This is a genomic window from Streptomyces sp. NPDC058653 (genome assembly GCF_042716895.1).
Taxonomy (GTDB): Bacteria; Actinomycetota; Actinomycetes; order Streptomycetales; family Streptomycetaceae; genus Streptomyces.
On record NZ_JBHXRM010000077.1, the window covers coordinates 1 to 20,800 of the forward strand.

Genomic DNA, 20,800 nt, shown 5'->3' on the forward strand with positions numbered 1-20,800 from the left:
CTTTTTTACATCACCCGCCCACCCCCTATAAAAACAAAAATATTTTCGGCGCCCGCTACTGTTTTTTAAACCCCACCGGGACGCCCCCCGGCCCGGGGGCCGGCGCATTCACCGGGGCGCCGCCCACGGCCGCGTCGTCGGACGAGGCCGCCCCGTGATCGGCCTCCGTCGACGAGTCCATCGGCCCTCACCCGACCTTCGGGGCCAGATCGCCTGCCAGGCCGTTCAGCACCGGCCCCGCGCTCCTGCCCCCGTAGATCTCCTGGAGCGCCGACGCCCAGCTGGTGGTCGCGTCGAAGAACTGCTCCTGCGGGGTGAACTGGATCCGCGTCTGGTGCTGGACGGCCTCGAACGTCTCGATGAAGCCGGGGAGTTCGCTCATCTTGTCCCGGTACGCTGGGTCGGCGCCCACCGACTTCCGTACCGGATCGATGTGGTTGTACTCGACCGCGCCCTTGCGCAGATGCTCCTTGCCGGTGGCCCACTGGAGGAACAGCCAGGCCGCGCTCTTGCGTTTGCTCCTGGCGTTCATCCCCAGCGACCAGATCCACATATTGGTCGCCAGCGAACCGTCCGGCCCCTTGGGGCCCGGATGGAAGGCGATGTTCCCGGCGGCGGGCGAGGCACCCTTCACCGCCTGGAAGTACGCGGCGGTGTCCGCGTCGAAGAGCATGCCCGCCTTCTTCGCGCCCAGGTCGCTGGAGCACTGGTACCAGGTGTACGAGGTCCACGAGGGCGGCCCGCCCTTCTTGACCATGTCCGCCCAGTCGCGGGTGAACGCTATGGCCTCGGGCGAGTTCATGGCGGGCTTCAGACCCTCCCCCTCGACGGTGAAGTCCTTGAGCCCGTAGCGGGAGTACATCGTCATGAAGCCGGGATGGATCGTCGCCCAGCTCCGCGAGCCGCGCACCGCGACCCCGTACATCCCGTCGAATCCGGCGCCCGGCGCCTTGCGCTTGATGGTGCCCGCGAGCTCACGCAGCTCGTCGAAGGACTCCGCGGGCCTGAGCCCCAGCTTGTCGAAGACCTGCCGGTTGTACGCGACGACATTGGCCTCCCAGCCCCACGGCAGCGCGTACTGCCCGCCCTCGCCGAGCGGCTCCCCGGCCCTCAGCGACCACCGGGTGCCTTCGAGGAGACTGGGGAGGAAGTCGCCCCGGTCCCACTCGGCGCCGGTGGCGGACTCGTTGCGCATCCAAGGACCGAGGTCCTCCAGCCAGCCGGGCGGACCGTACTGCCACACCATGTACGCGCCGAGCATGAAGATGTCGTACGACGCCCGGCCGCTGGAGAGATCCACCGTCAGCTTGTCGAAGTAGTTGTCCTCGGGGAACACGTCGTACTCGACCTCGATGCCGGTCTTCTCGGTGAAGGTCCCCAGCTCGGCGATCAGCGCGTCCGTGTACGGGTGCTTGTTGAGCAGCGCCTTGACGGTCGTGCCCTTGTGCCGCCGCCAGTCGAACGATCCGGTGACCTCGTCGGCCGCCGAGCCGTCGCTCTTGCCGTCCCCGCCGCCGAAGCCGGTCCCGCAGGCGCCCAGCAGCGGGACGGACGACGCCGCCGCCGTCAGAGCGAGGAACCGCCGCCGGTCGTGCCCGGGCTTCCCGTGCATGTCCATCCATGACCTCCAGGGTCCGGCAGGAGACGCTGTACCCCACGTTCCCACTCGTGGACAACGCGTTCCTTCGAGTGGTTAACAGAGCTTGGAACACCGGTAGTTGCGCGTCAATCCCGCGCGCGCCGGAAAATCTCGGTGCACAGTGAGAACTTCACAGAGGGAGCCGATATGTGGATGGGTGTCGATCTCGGTACACAGAGCGCCCGCGCGGTGCTCGTCGACGACGACGGGAACGTGCTGGGGAGCGGCGCGGCCCCACTCGGCGGCAGCCGCGACGGGGTACGCCACGAGCAGTCGCCCGACGACTGGTGGGAAGCGGTGCGCACGGCGGTCGGCGGAGCCCTGCGGGACCGGCCGCCCGGCGCGGCGCGCCCGGTGCGCGGCCTCGCCGTCTGCGGCACCTCCGGCACGGTCCTGCTCACCGACCGCGCGGGCCGGCCGCTCACCCCCGGGCTGATGTACGACGACGGGCGCGCCACCGCCGAGGCCGCGCTGGCACGCGAGCGAGGACTGCGCGTCCAGCCCACCTGGGCCCTGCCGAAGGTGATGTGGTTGCTCGGGGAACATCCGGTGGGCGAGGGGGTGCGCCTCGCCCACCAGGCCGACCACATCGTGTCCCGGCTCGTCGGCCGGCCCGTGCCCACCGACTCCAGCCACGCCCTGAAGACCGGTTACGACCTGACCGGCGACGACTGGCCGCACGAGAAGCTGCGCACCCTCGGGCTGGGGGCCGGACTGTTCCCGGAGGTCGTACGGCCCGGGACGCGGCTCGGCGAGGTCGACGCCGGGGGCGAGGCGGCCACCGGAATCCCCGCCGGCACCCCCGTCATCGCCGGGATGACCGACGGCTGCGCCGCCCAGATCGCCTCCGGCTCGCTGGGCACCGGCTCGTGGAACTCCGTCCTCGGCACCACGCTCGTCCTCAAGGGCGTCACCGCGAGGCCCGTCCACGACCGCACCGGAGTGGTCTACAACCACCGCTCCCCGGACGGCGGTTGGCTCCCCGGCGGCGCCTCCGGCGTCGGGGCGGGCGCGCTCGGCAAGGCGTTCCCCGACGCGGACCCGGCGTACTTCGACGACCAGGCCCACCGGTACGAACCGTCGAACGTCCTCGCCTACCCCCTGGTCTCGCGCGGCGAGCGGTTCCCCTTCCTGGCCCCCGACGCCACCCCCCTCCTCCTCGGCACACCCTGGTCCGACGCCGACCACTGGGCGGCGCTCCTCCAAGGCGTCGGCCACACCGAACGGCTCTGCCTGGACTACCTGGACCATCTCGGCGCCCCCCAGGACGGCCCGCTCACCTTCACCGGCGGCGGCTCCCGCAGCGCGTACTGGAACCAGCTCCGCACCGACATCCTCGGCCGGACCGTGCACATCCCCCGGCACAGCGAACCCGCACTCGGCATGGCCGTCCTCGCCGCCCACGGCGCCGGCGGCGCCGGCGCCGCCCCCACCCTCGCGGCCGCCGCCGAGCGCATGGTCGGCCGGGGCCATGTCCTGCACCCCGACCCGGCGCGCACCACGCGCTTCCTGGAGCCCTACCTGAGGATGGTCGGCGAACTGGAACGGCGCGGCTGGCTCCCCGCCCCGGTCGCCGCGCACGCCCGTACGCGCGCCGGGCAGGCCGTACGCACGGACGATCTGGAGGCCTCGTGAGTACGACCCTGCTGCTGGCCCGGCACGGGCAGACGCTCTGGCACGCCGAGAACCGCTACGCGGGCGTGAGCGACGTCGGCCTCACCGACGAGGGCCGCGACCAGGCGGCGCGGCTGGGGGAGTGGGCCGGGCGGCAGGCGGCGGCGGGCGCGCCCATCGAGGCGGTGTGGACATCGACGGTCCCACGCGCGATCGTCACGGCGGAGCCGGCCTGCCGGGCACTCGGCCTCGAACCGCGACGCGAACACGGGCTGCGCGAATGCGACTTCGGGGTGATGGAGGGCCGCACGCTGGCCGAGTTCGAGGCGACCGACCCGACGGGCGCGGCGGCGTTCCGCGCCGACCCGGTGGTCAATCCCTTCCCCGACGCGGAGGACCCCCGCTCGGCCGCGACGCGCGGGGCGGACGCGCTGCGCCGGATCGCGGCGGCCCACGAGGGCGGCCGGGTGCTGGTGGTCGCGCACAACACCCTGCTGCGGCTGGTGCTCTGCGAGCTGCTGGGGATTCCGCTCAGCGACTACCGGCGGGTGTTCCCCGGGCTGCGGAACGCGGCGGTGAGCGAGATCCGGACCGGCGGCAGGCATGTGGCGCTGCTCTCGCTGAACGTGCCCTGCGAGGCGTAGAGGGCCGATCTCCTTGCCCGCGCGGGTGGCAGACGCGTTGTCAGTGCCTCGCTCTAGGGTCGTTCGCATGAGATTACGGGGACGCACGGTGGTGCTGTACGGCACCTTCCGCTCGGTCAGGAGGCGCGAGGCCGTAAGACTGCTGGAGGCGCTCGGCGCCCGGGTGGCGAAGACGGTCACCGAGCGGACCGACCTCATCTTCTGCGCCGACGGATCACCGGGGCCGCTCCCCCGCACCGAGAAGACGCACCGCACGCCCTACTACGACGAAGAGGCGCTGCTGGGCATGGTGGGACTGGACCGCCGGGGGAACGCCGACGCGCCGGCCGCCGAGGAACCGCCGCCGTTCCTGTCGGCGCGGGCGCTCGCCGAGGCGGCGGGCCCGGACGCGCTGCGCGGGCTCCTGGACGGCGCCGACTGGTCGGCCTTCACCCCCGACCGCGATCTGCCGCCGTTGCGTGACCGCCTCCTCGAGCTGGAGCGGGCGGAGGGAGTGACCGAGGCCCACCGGCTGGCCGACCGCCGGGTACGCGCGTCGGGCGAGGCGCGGCTGGTTCATCCGTACGGCCACGACGCGGAGATCGTGGGCCACGCGCTGAGCCCCGACGGCCGCTATCTGGCCACCGGCAGCTGGGTGACCCAGGAGTACGCGGAGGGCGGTGTCCTGCAGATCTGGGAGGTCGCCGCCGGACGGTGCGTCAACACCGTGCGCCGGATCGACGGGGGCATCGGCTGGCCCGAGTACAAGGGCACGATCCAGTGGTCCGCCGACTCCACCCGCTTGGCGATCACCCACAGCACGAACAGGGTGGGGGTGTGGGAGCCGACCGCCGGCTCGTCGGCACCGATCGCCACGGTCGACGTGTCGGGCGGCGACTCCCGCCCCTCGGACTTCGCGCTCTCCCCGGACGGGCGGGAGATCTACCTCCACTGCGGTACGAACGGCGACGGCGGACTCCAGGGCTGCCTCCTGCCGCTGGACCGCGGCACGCTGCGGTGGCTGCCCCACCGCGTCACGGGCGACCATCCGTACCTGCTGTCGCGCTCGCTCCCCGACGCCGTGCGCGAGGAGTTCGAACGGATCGAGTCGAGCGGCCACGAGGACTTCCGCGACGAGGACTTCGGAAACGGGCAGTGGATCGAGGCCCCCGTCTGGTCGCCCGACGGCACGCGCGTCTTCGGCGCCAACGCGCTGTGCGTGGACGCGGCGACCCGCGAGGTGATCTGGTACGCGCCCGCCACCATCGCCCGGTTCAGCCCGGACGGTGCGCGCGTCGCCACCGTCACCGACGGCCGCCTGTACCTCCGCGACACGGCCGACGGCCGGATACGCGGCGGGCCCTTCGCGCTCGACGGCCCGTGCTCCCTGCACTGGGCACCGGGGGCCGCCGGCCGGCTGGCCGTCCTGACACACGGCTCGGACACCGCCGCGCCCGCCGTCCACCTCTTCGACGGCGACAGCCGGGCCGGCTCCGCCGCGATCCCGCACCCCGGATGGCCGGACGACGAACGGTGGAGCGGCGACCGCAACGCGTGGGCCTGGGCGCCGGACGGGGACCGAGCGGCCTTCCTGACCACCGGCGACACCGTCGAGATCTGGTCCTTCGCCGACCCCGCCGACGGCCGGCGGCTGCGGTCCCTGCCCGCGGCGGGCATCGGCGCGGTGCACTGGGGAGCCGACGACATCCTGGTGCTGGTCGGCGCCACCGATGTCCGCTTCGTACGGGCCGACACCGCCGAGTACCGGGGCGACTTCACCTTTCTCCGGGTACCGGAAGGACCGCGCCCCGTCGAGGACCTCCTCGCCGACGACTTCCGCGGCGATCTCTTCGCCCTGGACGGGAGCACCTGGGCGATGACGCTCGGCCCCGACGACGTCATCGCCCCCGACGGCGGCGAGGCCGCGCTGGACTCCGTACTCACCCGGGCGGTGGGCCGTCGCCACTCCTGGCCGGTGCGCTGGGGCGGACTCCGCGTCCTGCCCGACGCGCTGACCGCCGCCGACCTCCTCGACACCGAGACCGGCGCCCTGCTCCGCGCGAGCCGGGATGAGCTGGAGAAACAGGCCGCCGCCGTCGAGCCGTCCCCGTGGCCGCCGCCGAACACGGCCGGCATCGACGACCTGTACGAGGCGGCGCGCCGCAGCCTCGCCGGGCTCGACGCCGACCGGTGGGGATTCGCCATCGGCCCGCAGGTGCGGGCAGCCGCCCGGCTGCGGGCACGGCACGGCGCGGCCGGCGCCGCGACCGCGCTGATCGAGGAGATACCGGACGTGACGGACCGGGCCGCCGCCGCCTGCGACGTCGCCGTGATCCTGGCCCGCGCGGGCCTCACCGAGCCGGCCCGGACCGTCTTCGGGCGCGCCGAGGACCTGGTCGCCGAAGCCGAGGGCAAGGACATGGACGCCGACATGGCCTCCTCGTTCGGCGCGGCCTGTCACGCGCTGGGGGAACCGGAGCGCGCGGACGAGCTGTTCCGGCGCGCCCGCGGGGCCATCACCGTCGACCCCGCCCCGTGGAAGGACCATCTGGCGGTCCTGCACGCCCTGTTGGAGTGCGGACGGGACGACCTCGCCCGCGAACTGCTGGCGGACCGGGCCGGCCACCCGCCGCCCGGCCGCACCTCCGAGCCGGAGTGGCTCGTCCACCTGGTGCGCGGCGGCCGGATCGACCTGGCCCGCGAGTTCCAGTCGCTGCCCGGCTGGGAGGTGCCCTACGAGGTACTGACCGCGCTCGCGGAGGCCGGGCGCCCGGACCTCCTTCAGGAGTGGGGCGGCCACAACTGGTCGGTCGGCGAGGAGCTGATCGAGCGGGCCGAGCGGTCGGCGGCCGTCGGCACCCCGCCGGTCCGGCCGCTGACACCGGGCGACGGGGACATCGAGGAGCTGGCCGAGGGCTACGCGGAGATACGGCGCACGCCGCACGCCCACCGCCACCACCCCACCGAACTGCTGCTCCAGCGCGCGGCGGAGTGCGGGCACTTCTCGGCCGTGCTGGACCTGTTGAGGCTGCTGCCGGACAGCGGCGAGTTCAACGACCGTCCGCGCGCCGCGTTCAACGGGCTGTGGCTCGCTCTCACCGGGTTCAACCACACCCCCTGGTGACCCGGGACCGGAGCGGCCCGGACCCCGGCCGCACGCCCCGGCCCGGGACCGGGGCTCACTCGCCGCTTTGGGGGGAAGTCACAGTCGTACGAGCCCCGCGCGGCGACCCGAAACGCTCCGCGCCGATGCGGGACGAGCCTCACCTCTGCTGATTCCGTGACGAGTGTCACGCCCATCGGCGGCATGGAGCAGGTCAGTTGTCAGAAGTCCACCATCCGCCGGGCCGCCGCGTTGTGCTCGGTCACCCATGTCCGGGGGTACTCCGGTGGGCTACCGTCAGCCTGTTCCCCGCCACCCACACCACCTCCCGGAGTCCCGATGAGCACTGCCGCCGTCACCACCCGTACCGGAGCGGTCCTCGCCGATCTCCTCCCCGCCGCCCGCAACCGGTCCGCCGTCGACACCGCGCTCGTCCTCGGCGGCGCCGCGTTCACCGGCATCGCGGCACAGCTCTCCGTACCGGTCCCCGGCTCCCCGGTCCCGGTCACCGGCCAGACCTTCGCCGCGCTGCTCGTCGGCACCGCGCTCGGCGCCCGCCGGGGCTTCCTCGCGCTCGCCGTCTACACCCTCGTCGGTCTGGCCGGGATGCCGTGGTTCTCCGAGGGCGAGTCGGGCCCCGGCATCGTCTCGCTCGGCTATGTCCTCGGCATGCTGATCGCCGCGACGGTCGTCGGCGCCCTCGCCCGGCGCGGCGGCGACCGTTCCGTACCGCGCACCGCCGCGACGATGGTGCTCGGCTCCCTGATCATCTACGCGGTCGGCGTGCCCTATCTCGCGCTCGCCGCCGACCTGTCCCCGAGCGCGGCCGTCGCCGCCGGACTCACCCCCTTCCTGCTCGGCGACGCGCTCAAGGCCGCGCTGGCGATGGGACTGCTGCCCGCCGCGTGGAAGCTCGTCGGCCGCCAGAACTGACCGGGCCGCCGGGCGGACCGGATGCCGGGGCCACCCCCGACATCCGCCGCCCGACAGGGGTGCGCCACTCCCGACCCCGGAACAGCGCGCACCGCGCCCCACGTGCCACACTTCGCCCATGCGCGTCTATCTCGGCTCCGACCATGCCGGCTTCGAACTCAAGAACCACCTCGTCGAGTGGCTCAAGGCCCACGGCCACGAGCCCGTCGACTGCGGCCCGCTCGTCTACGACGCCCAGGACGACTATCCGCCGTTCTGTCTGCGCACCGCCGAGCGGACCGCGGCCGACCCGGCGGCCCTCGGCATCGTGATCGGCGGCTCCGGCAACGGTGAGCAGATGGCGGCGAACAAGGTGAAGGGCGTGCGCGCGGCGCTCGTCTGGAACGAGCAGACCGCCGGACTCAGCCGCGAGCACAACGACGCGAACGTGATCTCGATCGGCGCCCGGATGCACACCCAGGACGAGTCGACCAGGTTCGTGGAGATCTTCCTCGGCACCGAGTACACGGGCGAGGAGCGCCACGCGCGCCGGATCCGGATGCTCGCGACGTACGAGACGACCGGCGAACTGCCCCCGATCCCCGCGCACCACCCGAACCAGGACTAGAGCCCCGAACTCCGTCTCCGTCCGCGGGCGCCGGACGGGCCGTCGTCACGGTCCGCCGGCGCCCGCCGACACGCACGACGCGTCACGCACAGGCACACCCAGCAAGGAGACCCCGTGCCCGAGGGGCATACGATCCACCGCCTCGCCGAGGACCTGACCGACCGCTTCCACGCGGACCCGGTACGCGTGAGCAGTCCACAGGGCCGGTTCACCGAGAGCGCGGCGCTTCTCGACGGCCGGGTGCTGGACGGTGTGAGCGCCCACGGGAAGCACCTCTTCCTCGGCTTCGCGGACAACGGCTGGATCCATGTCCATCTCGGCCTCTTCGGAAAGGTCGCGCTCGGCGAGGCCCCCGCCCCGCCGCCCACCGACACCGTCCGGCTGCATCTGCTCAACGACACCTCGTACATGGAGCTCCGGGGCCCCACCGCCTGCGCGCTGATCACCGAACCCGAGAAGCGCGCGATACACGACCGGCTCGGCCCCGACCCGCTGCGCCCGACCGACGCGCTCGGCAACGACCCGGAGCGCGCGTGGGCCCGGATCTCCCGCTCCCGTACCACCGTCGCCGCCCTGCTCATGGACCAGAAGATCATCGCGGGCGTCGGCAACGTCTACCGCGCCGAAGTCCTCTTCCGGCACGGCATCGACCCCTACCGGGCCGGCCGCGACCTCACCCGCGCCGAGTGGGAGGCGATCTGGGCCGACCTGGTGGAGCTGATGCGCCAGGGGGTACGCCACAACCGCATCGACACCGTACGGCCGGAACATCTGCCCGAGGCCATGGGCCGCCCGCCGCGCGTGGACGACCACGGGGGCGAGGTGTACGTCTACCGGCGGGCGGCCATGCCCTGTCATCTCTGCGGCAGCGAGATCCGCACGGCCACCCTCGCCGCCCGCAATCTGTTCTGGTGCCCCGGCTGCCAGCGCGCCTAGGGGGGTGTCTTGTCGATGCCTCCTCAGAAACCGTGCGGCAGCCACGGTGCGACCGGCGAGGCGAAGGCCGCCGAGGCCTCCGTCAGCGCACCGGTCCGCCGTTCACGTATCAGCCCCGCGCGCGCCAGCGCCGCCGGTGAGGTGCCGCCCAGATACATCGCGCCCAACTCCCGTACGGAGAGCGACAGATCGGCCGCGTCCGCCGTCCGCTCGCAGGACGCGCCCTTGACGTCACCGGTCAGCCGCCAACGTCCCTCGTTCCAGGGGCAGAAGGCGTCCTCGACCTCCAACACCACGTCCAGCGGCGCCTGATACGTGCGCGCCGCGAGCGCCGCGCCCACCTCCACCAGCCGCACGTACAGCGAGTCCTTCAGCCGGACGTTGGCACGCCGGACGTCGGAGACCAGGTACTGGAACGCGTCGTCCACCGGCAGGTTCGACACACTCACCGTCGACGTCAGGTCGATCTCCGCGAGGAAACGCCACAGCGTCGCGTACGCCACCGGGTCCACGGCGGACACCTGGTCGACAAGGACCGTGCCCCTGGGCCCGGCCGCGTCCCACAGCGCCTTGACGCGGAACAGCGCGTACCCGACCGTCTCGGCACCGTCGCCCTCGCCCCGCCGCGCCAGCACGCACTGGAGCGCGGTCGCGCCCTCGCGCGCCTCGGGCGGGTCGATCAGCAGCTTCCGCTCCCACCCGGGCCGCCGCTCCAGCATCCCGGGGCGGCCCGGGACCTGGCGCGCGTACACCGACTCGATCGCCTCGCGGGCGTCGTCGAGCGCCACGTACCGCAGCCGTACGGGCTCGGCGCCGTCCGCGTCGGCGGGCACCCGGAACGAGACGCGCGAGGTGTCGATCTCGGCGCTCAACTGCCGGGTGCCGACGCCGTATCCGAACCGCCCGTAGATCTCCGGCTCGGAGGCGGTCAGCAGCGCCAGCGGCTGACCCCATGAGCGGACGTCGTCCAACTGCCGCCGCATCATGGAGGTGAGGATCCCGCGCCGCCGGTGCGTCGCCGCGACGCTGACCATCGTGACGCCCGCCGCGGACACCACACCCCCGCCCGGCACGGTGAGCCCGAAGGTGTACGCCCCCGCGGTCGCCACGCACTCGTCGCCGTCCCAGACCCCCACGGAGCGTTCGCACTCCGTCACGGAACGCCACGCCTCGCGCTCCTCCTCGGAGCTGAGGAGCGCCCCGCCGAAGGCTCGTTCCAGCGTCCCGAACCAGCGGTCCCAGTCAGGGGCTTCGAGTACTCGCAAGTCTGTGGTCATATGCCATCAGTACCAGGGCGCGGGTGGTCGAGGCGACCCGATATCGAACGCAATGTCACAGGGGTCCCCCTGCACGGGTGGCCCGCCGATGGATAAGGTCCAAAGACAATGGCCGGTGTCGCGAACGCGGATTCGTACACGGCCCGGATGCGCAGGTCACTGCACCGGGCCCGCATCGCCGTGCGCAAATCCGGGGTCGACTACTTCCGCGGTGACGGCTCGGACTGGATCGCACTCGTCGGACTGCTCCTGACCGTCCCCGGGATCGCCGTCGCCACCATGGCGAACCCCGTCTGGTTCGCGCCGTCCGCGCTCGTCCTGCCGATCGTGGCCGGGGGACTGCTGCTGCGGCCCTCCAGCCTGCTCGCCCTCTACGCGGCCGCCGCCACCGCGCTGATCGTCGAATCGCTGGTCCTCGGCCCGTACGACGAGGGGCCCGCCACCGTGACGCCGGGCACCGTCCTCGTGGTCGCGGCCTGCGGGCTCTTCGGGCTGCTGATCGCCCAGTTCAGGGCCCGTGTCGGCGTGCCGTGGCGGCGCGGCGGCACGATGCTCTTCGACCTGCGCGAACGCATCCGGGTCCAGAGCGCCCTGCCCCACCTGCCCAAGGGCTGGCACCGTGAGATGTCGCTGCGCCCGGCCGGCGGCCAGTCCTTCTCCGGCGACTTCGTCGTGGCGGCCCGCACCAACGGGGGCCGCACGCTCGAGGTCGTCCTCACCGATGTCTCCGGCAAGGGCATGGACGCGGGCTCGCGCGCACTGCTGCTGTCCGGCGCCTTCGGCGGTCTCCTCGGCTCGCTCCCGCCGCACGACTTCCTGCCCGCCGCCAACGGCTATCTCCTGCGCCAGGACTGGGACGAGGGCTTCGCGACCTCCATCCATCTGGTCCTGGACCTGGAGTCGGGCGAGTACGAGCTGCTGTCGGCGGGCCACCTGCCCGCGCTCCAGCTCCACGCGGGCAGCGGGCGCTGGGAGGAGATGGCGGCGGAGGGCCCGCTCCTCGGGGTGTACAACCGCGCGGAGTTCGATCCGGTCAAGGGCGTTCTGCTGCCCGGCGACGTACTGATGCTGTTCACGGACGGCCTGGTCGAGGCGTCGGGCCGCGACCTCAGCGAGGGCATGGACCGTCTCTCGGGCGAGGCGGACCGCTATGTCGCGGCGGGCTTCGTGGGAGCGGCGTGGCACCTGATCGAGTCGGTGGCGAAGCATGTCAACGACGACAGGGCGCTGCTGCTGATCTGCCGCGAGGGCTGAGGCCCGAGGGGCCGGTACGTACCCGTCCGCACCGGCCCCGCACCGGCCCCGTCGCCGGTCAGGCGCCCGACGTCCTGGCCAGTGACAGCTCACCGCCGCCGGCGGCCCCGTCGTCACCACCACCCCCGCGCCCGCCGCCCGGCAGCACCCGCGCCAGCCAGTGCGACTTGGCCGCGGCGAGCGGGCCGAGGACGGCGAGGATCAGCACATAGCCCGCGATGAACGGGGCCAGCCGCTCGTCCAGCGCCGCGCCCGCCGCCATGGTCGCCAGGATCAGCGCGAACTCGCCGCGTGCGACCAGTGTCGTGGCGATGTTCGCCGCGGGGCCGGAGCCGAAGCGGTAGACGCGCGCGGCCACCAGTCCCGCCACCACGTTCATCGTCAGCGTCACGGTGACGGCCGCCACGACCGGCCACAGCACCGTCGGCAGATCGCCCGGATTGATGGACAGCCCGAAGGCGAAGAAGAAGATGGCGCCGAACGCGTCCCGCAGCGGATGCACCAGCGTGCGGATCCGGTCGCCGGAGGCCGTACTGCCCAGCATCAGACCGACCATGAAGGCGCCGATCGCGTCCGCGACACCGAACCACTCGGAGACCCCGGCCATGAAGACCGCCGCGCCCAGGAAGGAGATGACGAGCAGCTCGTCGTCCTTCGTGTCGATGAGGCGGCCGATGACCTTCTTGCCGAAGCGGGCGGCGAGAGCCAGCAACAGCAGGAATCCGAAGGCCTTCCCGCCGTCCGCCAGCGCGGCGGAGAGACTGTCGGCACCGGAGAGGATCGGCTGGAGCGCGGCCAGGTAGAGCGCGAGGAAGATGTCCTCGACGACGATGATCCCGAGGATCGGCCGGGTCTCGGGATTCCCGATACGGCCGAGATCGACCAGGATCTTCGTCACGATCGCGGACGAGGAGATACCGAGCACACCGGCGAGGACCAGCGCCTCCGAGGTGCCCCAGCCCAGCGCGAACCCGAAGCCGAGCCCGGCGCCCACGTTCAGCGCGAGATACGCCCCGCCGGCGAGGGCCATCTTGCGCCCGCCCGCCTTGAGATCGTCGAGATGGAATTCGAGGCCGAGGTAGAAGAGCAGCAGGACGAGGCCGAGGGCCGACAGCATCTCCAGGTCGTGCGGGTCGGAGAGCAGCACGATGCCGGGGGTGTGCGGTCCGAGCAGGATTCCGGCCAGGATGAACAGCGGGATGGTCGGCAGCTCGATCCGGCTGCCGAGACGGGCGAGGAAGGCGGCGGCGAGGAAGGCGCCGCCCATGGCTATGAGGGTGTCTGCGTGTCCGATGGGACCGTTCCTCCATCAAGTCAAAGGAGCGTCAAGGAATCGTCAGTAATTAGTTTACCAAACCATTTATCCTGCAACTTTCGCCCCGTCCGGCACACACCCAGGGAGCCCGACCCATGACGTATCTCAGCCTGGCCGAGGTGGAGTTGATCGCGCGCGAGGCCCACGCCGGCCAGACCGACAAGGCCGGCCGGCCCTACACCGAGCACCTTCGGGCGGTCGCCGACGGGGTCAGGGCGCGCGGCGGCTCGGACGAGCAGATCGCGGCGGCCTGGCTGCACGACTCCGTCGAGGACGGCGCGCTCTCCCGGGAGCGGCTCGACGCCGCCGCGCTGCCGGCCCCGGTCAAGGACATGGTCCTGGCGGTGACGAAGGTGAAGGGCGAGGACACCCTCACGTACACCCGTCGCATTCTGGCCACACCCGGCGCGCTGCTCGTCAAGGAGTCGGATCTGGCCCACAACGCGGATCCGGGCCGCCTCGCCGTGCTGGACGAGGCGACCCGGACCAGGCTCACCGAGAAGTACGCGGAGGTACGGCGGCTACTCGGCCTGCCTCACTGACCGGCCCGCGCCCGTTCCCCGCGCGCCGGCACCGGACACCGCGTCCCTCCGGAACGCCCACGCCATCTCCGGCTCCGTCGCGGCCCGGAAGAGCCGGCGGACCGGCGGCGTGCAGAGCAGTGTCATCGCGGCGCCCGCGAGCAGCGTGAGGAAGACCCTGCCGGCGGGCTCGTTCAGCCAGGCGTTCGTGTCGAAGATGCCGCTGTACACGGCGCCCTTGATCAGGAAACCGTGCAGCAGATAGCCGCAGATGGTGCCCGCGCCGAGCGCGGTGAACCACATCGTGCGGCGCGGCACCCACGACAGGAACGCGGCCGTCAGCACGACCGAGCAGCCGAACAGCGCGAAGGTCATCACGACGCCCGTCCACCACGGCGCCCCTTGGTCCTGCGCCGCGCTGTTGTGGTAGAACCACGCGTTCTGCATCCGGACGGCGGCCCAGTACGCGAAGGCGAGCGCGCCCGCGAAGACGGGTACGGCCAGCAGCCTGACCTCACGCCGCCGCACCAACTGGAAGTGCTCGGGCTTGAGGACGAGCCCGAGCACGAAGAGCGGCAGGAACTGAAGCACGCGCTGGAGGCCCAGGTCCTCGCCGATGTTCGGTGCGAAGGAGGCGAGCGCGGCGATACCGAGGGCGACCGGCAGGGGATGGCGCAGCGAGAGCCAGAGGGGAGTGGTCAGCCGCCAGATGAACAACGCGGCCAGGAACCAGGTGAGATACCAGGGGTCCAGCAGACTGATGGGGTGGCCCGGGTCGTTGGTGAGCCGCTTGAAGAGCGAGTACGCGACCTCGAAGACGACGTACGGGACGGCGATCCCGGTCAGCAGGCGTCTGATCTGGTGCGGGCGCCCGGTGTAACTCCGGGAGAAGTAGCCGGAGATGATGATGAAGGCCGGCATGTGGAACGAGTAGACGACCATGTAGAGCGCCTTCGTCGCCCGGCTGCCCTCCATGACCGGTTCCCAGGCGTGCCCCATGGCCACCAGCACGATGGCCAGGTACTTCGCGTTGTCGAAGAACGCGTCTCGCTTCGTGGACGTCCTCGCGGCGGGAGGTGTCGACTTCGCGGAATCCTGAGCGGTCCGTGCGGGGGTTTCGGCCACGGCGGCCGACGCGGTCTGTGCGGTTGGGGGGACGGGATCCAACTCCCGTGAGCGGGGGAGCGGAGCCCTCTCATATCCGTGCGGAGCTGGGGACATCTGATTAACCCTAGCGCCGCACAATGCGTTGAGTAAAACGTCCTGAACACCTGGGGTGTTCGACACCGAAACAGCCTCTCACCAGTAGATATGCCCCTGTTAATCCCGCTTAAATAGGGCATATCGCCAAGGTGTGACCCTCGATATGACTCCGAGTGAATTCAACGGCCGAACTGTCCGCCGACGGCTGCGAATTGGCTGTGAGTCGACTGTGAACGCACGGAAATGATCGCATCGAATTGACGTGCCCGTTTATGCTCCCGCTCCGCGCGCACCCCGCGTACACCCGGCGCCCACCCCGCGCGCCCGCCGGGCCGAGTTGGCGTGATCCTTACCTCGATGATTCGTCACGGGACGCCTACTGGGCGGAGGTTGGTGGCACGATGGAGGCAGCGGGAATGTGCGAGGCCGTGAGCTCCCGCGGCCGGCAGGGCGGACCGACCGAGGGTGTGATCAGTTGTGGCTATTTCACTGTCTGTGGTGCTGCTGTTGGCGATCATCCTCGTGGTGCTGATCCGCGGCGGCTCCCTGAAGGGCGGCCCGGCGACGGTCGCGATCCTCTTCGGCTTCTTCCTGGCCTCCACGGACATGGCGCCCTCGGTGAACAGGGTCCTCGACTCGCTGGCCGAGACGATCAACCAGATCAGCTTCTAGGACCGCCGCGCGGCGGTCGACCCGGTCCTCTGAAACGCCTCGGGGCCGGTCCGGGAGGACGAACCTCCGGACCGGCCCCGAGCCGTACGGAGCGGGCGACGGGAATCGAACCCGCGTAGCTAGTTTGGAAGACTAGGGCTCTACCATTGAGCTACGCCCGCACGCGCCGGTGGTCATCAGGACCGCGGCACGGAAAACATCGTAGCGGGTCCGTGGCGCTCGGCGCACACCGCTTCCCCGTCGCTCCCGCACCGGTAAACACGTCCGGCGCGGCGCCCGCGGGCATGTACCCTACGTGTCGCACCGACGGGGTGTGGCGCAGCTTGGTAGCGCGTCCGCTTTGGGAGCGGAAGGTCGTCGGTTCGAATCCGGCCACCCCGACCATCAGTACACGTGGCTGTCCAGGATCGCGTTGTGGGCGTCATCCCGCTTGCGGCTACTATGCAAGCTGCGTGCCCGTGTGTCTGAAGAGACTGTGAAGAACCGGGCCGAATCCGCAGGTCCGCCGGAGTCACGGTGGGCGTAACGGATCCCCAGAATCAGCCACCAAGGAGACCGAACCGTGAAGAGCGCCGTGGAGACCCTGAACCCGACCCGGGTTCGGCTCACTGTCGAGGTGCCCTTCGAGGAGCTCAAGGACAGCCTCGACGCGGCGTACAAGAAGATCAACGACCAGGTCACGGTGAAGGGCTTCCGCAAGGGCAAGATCCCGGCCCGCGTCATCGACCAGCGGTTCGGCCGTGGAGCTGTGCTGGAGGAGGCCGTCAACGACGCCCTTCCGAAGTTCTACACGGAGGCCGTCAACGAGGGCGAGCTCAATGTCCTCGGGCAGCCCGAGGTCGACATCAAGGAGCTGAAGGACGGCGAGCTGCTCTCCTTCACCGCCGAGGTCGACATCCGCCCGGTCATCGAGATCCCGGACTACACCGGTATCGAGGTCACCGTCGACGCGGTCGGCGTCTCCGACGAGGACGTCGACAAGTCCGTCGACGAGCTCCGTGAGCGTTTCGCCTCCACCAGCCCCGTCGAGCGCGCCGCCGCCGAGGGCGACGTCGTGACGATCGACCTGGAGGCCAAGGTCGACGGCGAGGTCCTGGAGGACGGCGTCGCCAGCGACGTGCAGTACACCATCGGCTCCGGTGAGCTGCTCGAAGGCATCGACGAGGCCGTGACCGGCCTGGAGGCCGGCGGCGAGGCCACCTTCACCTCGCAGCTCAAGGGCGGCACCGCCGAGGGCAAGGACGCCGAGGTCTCCGTCAAGGTCACCCAGGTCGCCTCGCGCGAGCTGCCCGACCTGGACGACGAGTTCGCGCAGATGGCGAGCGAGTTCGACACCCTGGAGGAGCTGAAGGCGGACAGCCGCAAGCGCCTCGCCAACATGAAGCAGTACGACCAGGCCACCCAGGCCCAGGAGCGCGTCCTCGACGAGCTGCTGAAGCTGGCCGAGGTCCCGATCCCCGAGAAGCTCCTCGAGGACGAGATCAAGACCCGCAGGCACAACCTGGAGCACCACCAGCTCGGTCAGATGGGCCTCGACCTTCCGAAGTACCTGGAGATCCAGGGCAAGACGGAGGAGGAGTTCGACGAGGAGACCAAGGAGCAGGCGGTCAAGGGCATCAAGACCCAGTTCATCCTCGACGAGCTGGTCAACAAGGAGAAGCTGAACGTGAACCAGGAGGAGCTCACCGAGCACCTCATGCGTCGCGCGCAGTCCTCCGGCATGTCGCCCGACCAGTTCGCGCAGGCCGTCGTCGAAGGCGGCCAGGTGCCGATGCTCGTCGGCGAGGTCGCCCGCGGCAAGGCGCTCGCCGTGGTGGTCGAGGCCGCCAAGGTGACGGACACGAACGGTGAGGTCGTCGACCTCCAGGACGACGAAGACGCCGAGGCCGACGAGACCACCGAGGCCGTCGAGGCGTCCGCCGGCGACAGCGCCACGGACACCGCGGCCGAGGCCGCCACCGAGGCCGCGACGGACGACGAGAAGCCCGAGACGAAGAACGAGGGCTGAGCGTCCCCGCTCCACCGGATGTCCGGGCCCCGGGACGCGACTCGCGCCCGGGGCCCGCTCCGTGGCCCTGTCCGGCCCTGCGGCCGTACCCCGCCCCCTGCCACGACCCAACTACCTTGCGCTGCCAGCGAACAGTCCAGGAAGCGGGATGGCGCCCGCCGACCAGCGCGTTAGGGTCCATGAATACGAGGGCTGGGGAGTGCCCCGTCCCCCGGAACGAAAGACGCTGAGACGGCCGGAGCCGTCAGAGACGAGCAGGTGGACACGTGACGAATCTGATGCCTTACGCCGCCGGTGAGCCGTCCCTCGGTGGTGGCCTCGGCGACCAGGTCTACAGCCGACTGCTCGGTGAGCGGATCATCTTCCTCGGCCAGCAGGTCGACGACGACATCGCCAACAAGATCACCGCGCAGCTTCTCCTCCTCGCGGCCGAGCCCGAGAAGGACATCTACCTCTACATCAACAGCCCCGGTGGTTCGGTCACGGCCGGCATGGCGGTCTACGACACCATGCAGTACATCCCGAACGACGTGGTGACCATCGGTATGGGCATGGCGGCCTCCATGGGCCAGTTCCTGCTGACCGGCGGCACCGCCGGCAAGCGCTTCGCGCTGCCCAACACCGACATCCTCATGCACCAGGGCTCCGCGGGCCTCGGAGGCACCGCGTCCGACATCAAGATCCAGGCCGAGCAGCTGCTCCGTACGAAGAAGCGCATGGCCGAGATCACCGCCCGGCACACGGGCCAGACCGAAGAGACCATCATCCGCGACGGTGACCGCGACCGCTGGTTCACCGCCGAGGAGGCCGTGTCCTACGGCATCATCGACGAGATCATCTCCGCTGCTTCGGGTGTTCCGGGCGGCGGCGGCACCGGCGCCTGAGGGCGGACAGCACGCCCAGGACCGGCCACGTCAGCCCATCGAACGCCACCAGGATGGTGAACACCCCAATGAACAACTTCCCCGGCGCCTCCGCGAGCGGCCTCTACACCGGCCCCCAGGTGGACAACCGCTACGTCATCCCGCGCTTCGTGGAGCGCACCTCGCAGGGCGTACGCGAGTACGACCCGTACGCGAAGCTCTTCGAGGAGCGCGTGATCTTCCTCGGTGTCCAGATCGACGACGCGTCGGCCAACGACGTCATGGCGCAGCTGCTGTGCCTGGAGTCCATGGACCCCGACCGTGACATCTCGATCTACATCAACAGCCCCGGCGGCTCGATGACGGCCCTCACGGCCATCTACGACACGATGCAGTTCGTGAAGCCCGACATCCAGACGGTCTGCATGGGACAGGCCGCCTCCGCGGCCGCGGTCCTGCTCGCGGCCGGCACGGCGGGCAAGCGCCTGGCCCTGCCGAACGCGCGCGTCCTGATCCACCAGCCGTCCAGCCAGACCGGCCGCGAGCAGCTCTCCGACCTGGAGATCGCGGCCAACGAGATCCTGCGCATGCGCGCACAGCTCGAGGACATGCTCGCCAAGCACTCCACGACGCCGATCGAGAAGGTCCGCGACGACATCGAGCGCGACAAGATCCTGACCGCCGAGGACGCTCTGGCGTACGGTCTGGTCGACCAGATCGTCTCGACCCGTAAGACGACGGCGGCGGCAGCGGCCTGACCCGTCCGGTGCCCTTGGCGCGGTCTCACGTCCTTGTGAACCGTGCCAAGGGGGGCCCGTACGGGGGGCCAGGCAAGGTACCGTCGGGTATGAGGCACAGGAGCCGCTGAACCAGGCTGCTCCCAGGCGAAGGGGAAGCACCTCGTGGCACGCATCGGTGATGGCGGCGACCTGCTCAAGTGCTCGTTCTGCGGGAAGAGCCAGAAGCAGGTGAAGAAGCTCATCGCAGGTCCCGGGGTCTATATCTGCGACGAGTGCATCGACCTCTGCAACGAGATCATCGAGGAGGAGCTCGCCGAGACCTCCGAGGTGCGGTGGGAGGAACTGCCCAAGCCGCGCGAGATCTACGAGTTCCTTGAGGGGTACGTCGTCGGGCAGGCGCCCGCGAAGAAGGCGCTCTCGGTGGCGGTGTACAACCACTACAAGCGGGTGCAGGCCGGTGAGAACGGCGGCGGCGCGAGCCGCGACGACGCGATCGAGCTCGCCAAGTCCAACATCCTGCTGCTGGGCCCCACGGGCTCCGGCAAGACGCTCCTCGCCCAGACGCTGGCCCGGATGCTGAACGTACCGTTCGCGATCGCGGACGCGACGGCGCTCACCGAGGCCGGCTATGTCGGCGAGGACGTCGAGAACATTCTGCTGAAGCTGATCCAGGCGGCCGACTACGACGTCAAGAAGGCCGAGACCGGGATCATCTACATCGACGAGATCGACAAGGTCGCCCGCAAGAGCGAGAACCCGTCGATCACCCGCGATGTCTCCGGCGAGGGCGTCCAGCAGGCCCTGCTGAAGATCCTGGAGGGCACCACGGCCTCGGTCCCGCCGCAGGGCGGCCGTAAGCACCCGCACCAGGAGTTCATCCAGATCGACACGACGAACGTGCTGTTCATCGTGGGCGGCGCCTTCGCGGGCCTGGAGAAGATCATCGAGTCCCGGGCCGGCGCGAAGGGCATCGGCTTCGGCGCGACGATCCGCTCCAAGCGCGAGATCGAGGAGAGCGACCAGTTCCAGGAGGTCATGCCGGAGGACCTGGTGAAGTTCGGGATGATCCCCGAGTTCATCGGCCGCCTCCCGGTCCTGACCTCGGTGCACAACCTGGACCGCGAGGCGCTCCTCAAGATCCTGGTCGAGCCGCGCAACGCCCTGGTGAAGCAGTACCAGCGCCTCTTCGAACTCGACGGTGTGGAGCTGGACTTCGACCTCCCCGCCCTCGAAGCCATCGCCGACCAGGCGATCCTGCGCGGCACGGGCGCGCGCGGACTGCGCGCGATCCTGGAGGAGGTCCTCCAGTCGGTGATGTACGAGGTCCCGTCCCGCAAGGACGTGGCCCGCGTGGTCATCACCGCGGACGTCGTCCGCAACAACGTGAACCCGACGCTGGTCCCGCGCGAGCCGCGGATCGTGAAGAACGACGGCCGCCACGAGAAGTCCGCGTAACGGCGAAGGCCCTACGCGGGAAGAGGGGCGCCCGGCC

At 70.8% G+C, this 20,800-nt stretch carries 17 protein-coding genes and 2 tRNA genes; 14 read left to right on the top strand and 5 right to left on the bottom strand.

All coding sequences use genetic code 11. The features are described 5' to 3' along the window. Nucleotides 1-187 precede the first annotated feature (187 nt). Entirely contained in the window at nt 188-1,618 is a 1,431-nt protein-coding gene (locus tag ACFWU9_RS35525; RefSeq protein ID WP_384325222.1) for an ABC transporter substrate-binding protein, read from the bottom strand. 174 nt (nt 1,619-1,792) lie between these two features. Here ACFWU9_RS35525 and ACFWU9_RS35530 point away from each other — a divergent pair, with 174 nt between their 5' ends. The 6 genes from ACFWU9_RS35530 to ACFWU9_RS35555 all read left to right on the top strand — a co-directional run bounded on the left by ACFWU9_RS35530 (nt 1,793) and on the right by ACFWU9_RS35555 (nt 9,455). Then, nucleotides 1,793-3,274 (top strand): FGGY-family carbohydrate kinase, encoded by a 1,482-nt coding sequence (locus tag ACFWU9_RS35530; RefSeq protein ID WP_384325223.1) that lies wholly within the window; start codon nt 1,793-1,795, stop codon nt 3,272-3,274. Beyond that, the gene (locus ACFWU9_RS35535) at nt 3,271-3,897 is read left to right on the top strand and encodes a histidine phosphatase family protein (RefSeq protein WP_384325224.1); all 627 of its coding nucleotides are present in this window, start codon (nt 3,271-3,273) and stop codon (nt 3,895-3,897) included. Before ACFWU9_RS35530 ends, ACFWU9_RS35535 begins: the two co-directional genes overlap by 4 nt. A gap of 67 nt (nt 3,898-3,964) precedes the next feature. Then, nucleotides 3,965-7,000 carry a BRCT domain-containing protein gene (locus tag ACFWU9_RS35540; protein WP_384325225.1) on the top strand — a complete coding sequence of 1,012 codons (3,036 nt, stop codon included), beginning with the start codon at nt 3,965-3,967 and terminating at the stop codon, nt 6,998-7,000. Between the two features lie 318 nt (nt 7,001-7,318). Next, entirely contained in the window at nt 7,319-7,912 is a 594-nt protein-coding gene (locus ACFWU9_RS35545) for a biotin transporter BioY (RefSeq protein ID WP_384325226.1), read from the top strand. Nucleotides 7,913-8,030: 118 nt separating this feature from the next. Further along, nucleotides 8,031-8,519, top strand: coding sequence for a ribose-5-phosphate isomerase (locus ACFWU9_RS35550; protein ID WP_384325227.1), 489 nt, complete (start codon nt 8,031-8,033; stop codon nt 8,517-8,519). A 114-nt stretch (nt 8,520-8,633) separates the two neighbouring features. Next, nucleotides 8,634-9,455, top strand: a complete 822-nt coding sequence (locus tag ACFWU9_RS35555; RefSeq protein ID WP_384325228.1) for an Fpg/Nei family DNA glycosylase — start codon at nt 8,634-8,636, stop codon at nt 9,453-9,455. Nucleotides 9,456-9,478: 23 nt separating this feature from the next. On the opposite strand, the gene ACFWU9_RS35560 is transcribed toward ACFWU9_RS35555, so the two are convergent. Beyond that, nucleotides 9,479-10,732, bottom strand: a complete 1,254-nt coding sequence (locus ACFWU9_RS35560; RefSeq protein ID WP_384325229.1) for a GNAT family N-acetyltransferase — start codon at nt 10,730-10,732, stop codon at nt 9,479-9,481. Between the two features lie 108 nt (nt 10,733-10,840). On the opposite strand from ACFWU9_RS35560, the gene ACFWU9_RS35565 reads away from it, so the two are divergent. Then, nucleotides 10,841-11,986 carry a PP2C family protein-serine/threonine phosphatase gene (locus ACFWU9_RS35565; protein ID WP_384325230.1) on the top strand — a complete coding sequence of 382 codons (1,146 nt, stop codon included), beginning with the start codon at nt 10,841-10,843 and terminating at the stop codon, nt 11,984-11,986. Between the two features lie 58 nt (nt 11,987-12,044). Here ACFWU9_RS35565 and ACFWU9_RS35570 read toward each other — a convergent pair whose 3' ends face one another. After that, complete coding sequence (locus tag ACFWU9_RS35570; protein ID WP_384325231.1) at nt 12,045-13,253, bottom strand: cation:proton antiporter; 1,209 nt, start codon at nt 13,251-13,253, stop codon at nt 12,045-12,047. Nucleotides 13,254-13,396: 143 nt separating this feature from the next. Between ACFWU9_RS35570 and ACFWU9_RS35575 the strand changes: the two genes are divergently transcribed. Then, nucleotides 13,397-13,843 carry an HD domain-containing protein gene (locus ACFWU9_RS35575; protein ID WP_384325232.1) on the top strand — a complete coding sequence of 149 codons (447 nt, stop codon included), beginning with the start codon at nt 13,397-13,399 and terminating at the stop codon, nt 13,841-13,843. On the opposite strand, the gene ACFWU9_RS35580 is transcribed toward ACFWU9_RS35575, so the two are convergent. Beyond that, on the bottom strand, nt 13,823-15,043 hold the full coding sequence (locus ACFWU9_RS35580) for an acyltransferase family protein (protein ID WP_384325233.1): 1,221 nt from the start codon (nt 15,041-15,043) through the stop codon (nt 13,823-13,825). The two genes, ACFWU9_RS35575 and ACFWU9_RS35580, sit on opposite strands and share 21 nt — an antisense overlap. Nucleotides 15,044-15,502: 459 nt before the next feature. Between ACFWU9_RS35580 and ACFWU9_RS35585 the strand changes: the two genes are divergently transcribed. After that, entirely contained in the window at nt 15,503-15,697 is a 195-nt protein-coding gene (locus ACFWU9_RS35585) for a hypothetical protein (protein ID WP_384325234.1), read from the top strand. 90 nt (nt 15,698-15,787) lie between these two features. Here the strand turns inward: ACFWU9_RS35585 and ACFWU9_RS35590 are convergent. Continuing rightward, nucleotides 15,788-15,858, bottom strand: a tRNA-Gly gene (locus tag ACFWU9_RS35590). Nucleotides 15,859-16,004: 146 nt separating this feature from the next. Between ACFWU9_RS35590 and ACFWU9_RS35595 the strand changes: the two genes are divergently transcribed. The 5 genes from ACFWU9_RS35595 to clpX all read left to right on the top strand — a co-directional run bounded on the left by ACFWU9_RS35595 (nt 16,005) and on the right by clpX (nt 20,763). Next, nucleotides 16,005-16,081: transfer RNA gene (locus ACFWU9_RS35595), tRNA-Pro, on the top strand. Nucleotides 16,082-16,259: 178 nt separating this feature from the next. Further along, nucleotides 16,260-17,705, top strand: a complete 1,446-nt coding sequence (gene tig, locus ACFWU9_RS35600) for a trigger factor (RefSeq protein WP_384325235.1) — start codon at nt 16,260-16,262, stop codon at nt 17,703-17,705. A 278-nt stretch (nt 17,706-17,983) separates the two neighbouring features. Next, the gene (locus ACFWU9_RS35605; RefSeq protein ID WP_031231653.1) at nt 17,984-18,589 is read left to right on the top strand and encodes an ATP-dependent Clp protease proteolytic subunit; all 606 of its coding nucleotides are present in this window, start codon (nt 17,984-17,986) and stop codon (nt 18,587-18,589) included. Between the two features lie 53 nt (nt 18,590-18,642). Next, nucleotides 18,643-19,326, top strand: a complete 684-nt coding sequence (locus ACFWU9_RS35610; protein WP_384325236.1) for an ATP-dependent Clp protease proteolytic subunit — start codon at nt 18,643-18,645, stop codon at nt 19,324-19,326. 144 nt (nt 19,327-19,470) lie between these two features. Next, on the top strand, nt 19,471-20,763 hold the full coding sequence (gene clpX / locus ACFWU9_RS35615) for an ATP-dependent Clp protease ATP-binding subunit ClpX (RefSeq protein ID WP_384325237.1): 1,293 nt from the start codon (nt 19,471-19,473) through the stop codon (nt 20,761-20,763). The last annotated feature ends 37 nt before the right edge of the window (nt 20,764-20,800 follow it).

Bases quoted from the DNA above. Each gene is read 5' to 3' on its own strand.
- ACFWU9_RS35525 (WP_384325222.1), bottom strand. From the start codon at position 1,618: ATGGACATGCACGGGAAGCCCGGGCACGACCGGCGGCGGTTCCTCGCT.
- ACFWU9_RS35530 (WP_384325223.1), top strand. From the start codon at position 1,793: ATGGGTGTCGATCTCGGTACACAGAGCGCCCGCGCGGTGCTCGTCGAC.
- ACFWU9_RS35540 (WP_384325225.1), top strand. From the start codon at position 3,965: ATGAGATTACGGGGACGCACGGTGGTGCTGTACGGCACCTTCCGCTCG.
- ACFWU9_RS35545 (WP_384325226.1), top strand. From the start codon at position 7,319: ATGAGCACTGCCGCCGTCACCACCCGTACCGGAGCGGTCCTCGCCGAT.
- ACFWU9_RS35550 (WP_384325227.1), top strand. From the start codon at position 8,031: ATGCGCGTCTATCTCGGCTCCGACCATGCCGGCTTCGAACTCAAGAAC.
- ACFWU9_RS35560 (WP_384325229.1), bottom strand. From the start codon at position 10,732: ATGACCACAGACTTGCGAGTACTCGAAGCCCCTGACTGGGACCGCTGG.
- ACFWU9_RS35565 (WP_384325230.1), top strand. From the start codon at position 10,841: ATGGCCGGTGTCGCGAACGCGGATTCGTACACGGCCCGGATGCGCAGG.
- ACFWU9_RS35570 (WP_384325231.1), bottom strand. From the start codon at position 13,253: ATGGGCGGCGCCTTCCTCGCCGCCGCCTTCCTCGCCCGTCTCGGCAGC.
- ACFWU9_RS35575 (WP_384325232.1), top strand. From the start codon at position 13,397: ATGACGTATCTCAGCCTGGCCGAGGTGGAGTTGATCGCGCGCGAGGCC.
- ACFWU9_RS35580 (WP_384325233.1), bottom strand. From the start codon at position 15,043: ATGTCCCCAGCTCCGCACGGATATGAGAGGGCTCCGCTCCCCCGCTCA.
- ACFWU9_RS35605 (WP_031231653.1), top strand. From the start codon at position 17,984: ATGCCTTACGCCGCCGGTGAGCCGTCCCTCGGTGGTGGCCTCGGCGAC.
- ACFWU9_RS35610 (WP_384325236.1), top strand. From the start codon at position 18,643: ATGGTGAACACCCCAATGAACAACTTCCCCGGCGCCTCCGCGAGCGGC.